Here is a 1,468-nt window from a genome sequence, read left to right on the forward strand (position 1 = left end):
AAATACAACATCACCAAACAACGGTAGTGGTCAAGGAAATACAGCGCCGCCAAACAATGGTAGAGGCGAAGGAAATACAACATCGCCAAACAACGGTAGTGGTCAAGGAAATACAGCGCCGCCAAACAATGGGGATGGTCGTGGAACGCCAACGCAACCAAGTTATGATGGGAATACAGGAGAAGATCCAGCAACTAATGGTTAATAAGTAATATAAAGAAATTGTTGATTCTGTTGCAAATTTTATAACCAGCATAAACAGGTTGATAAATGAGAAACAATGTTTAGGAAGTAGCTAGTAATTGTTGAGATTCATTGTACGCTGAAAAGGCGGAGTCTCTTTGTAAAGCGCCCCAAAATTTCTATTCATTATTGACTACTTGATAAATAGATTATGTTTCCATTTTAAAGAGTAGGCAAAGTTTTTTAATGCTTGTTATTAGTTTTGTATGAAGTTAACTTCGGATAATTGATTATTGTATTCTTCTAATTGGATTAGATATTCATAATCCTTTTGCAACAACGAAATTTCGTTTTTTTAGTGTACGATGAATTACATCAATTACTAACGATCGCATAAAATCCATCTGCAATCATACCAACTTTTTATCTGCTAAGAAAATTTGCACCAGTTTCCTTTTGGGCTAGCGTATATATCTTACTAAATTTATGAATTTCTTTACGATATTATTTAATGTAATGCCTACCCCAGAATCTTCTATAAATTACTATGGACTCCCTCTTGGATTATTGGAAGTTGAATCTAATACTTTACTTTATTTTTTAGGTGTTATTAATAAATATTATTACAATGAGAAGCTAATAGTAGACATTTCAAGAGTGACTATATATTTTTAAGACAAACTGCTGTAGAAAGATTAAGAATTCTTAAGAACTTTTGCCCCTTTTTCTTAAGGGTTGGATTCTAGAGTATGAGTATGAATTCTTACCAGTGGGGTGATTAAGTATGAATACAATTCACTTTCTTATTTCTGTATATAATGAGCCAAAAATCAGTTGGTGCAGCCCTTCCAAGTTTAAGGTTTCTTGGAGATAAAATGATTGAAGGAATTGATTTGAAGAAAGTAAATTACATTGTCAAATATGGGCCAAGCACACGTGTATTAAAAGGGAAATTAATTATAAGAAGAAGGAATCTTATGAATTGTAATATGGCTTAGCAGTATATATTGAACAATATATTAGGGGATTGATATCACTATATTCATTATGTTATTTCTTGTTTTCCGTTTGCAAGTTAACAATAAAGAGACGATAGACATGTCTCACCTGCAAATGTCTTTAATTGTTCAATATTAGAAAAAATGTGGAGGAATAATATGGAGTCAAAAATTCTTATTGTTGATGATGATAAAGAGATTAGAAATCTTATCTCTGTTTATTTGGAAAATGAAGGTCTGAAAACTCAAAAGGCTGAAGATGCTATTGAAGCTTTACAACTGTTAGA

General features: G+C 32.0%; 3 protein-coding genes. All 3 read left to right on the plus strand.

Annotated features, from left to right (window positions below; all coding sequences use genetic code 11):
* On the plus strand, window positions 1-205 hold a 205-nt coding region (locus tag DN408_RS32245; protein WP_370458403.1), incomplete at its 5' end, for a hypothetical protein.
* A 796-nt stretch (window positions 206-1,001) separates the two neighbouring features.
* The gene (locus DN408_RS27340; protein WP_078179182.1) at window positions 1,002-1,181 is read left to right on the plus strand and encodes a ribose ABC transporter ATP-binding protein; all 180 of its coding nucleotides are present in this window, start codon (window positions 1,002-1,004) and stop codon (window positions 1,179-1,181) included.
* 159 nt (window positions 1,182-1,340) lie between these two features.
* The coding region (locus DN408_RS27345; RefSeq protein WP_147740460.1) for a response regulator at window positions 1,341-1,468 on the plus strand (128 nt) is incomplete at its 3' end.

This window comes from Bacillus sp. AR13-1, from assembly GCF_008042285.1.
In the GTDB taxonomy this organism is placed as follows: domain Bacteria; phylum Bacillota; class Bacilli; order Bacillales; family Bacillaceae_G; genus Bacillus_A; species Bacillus_A mycoides.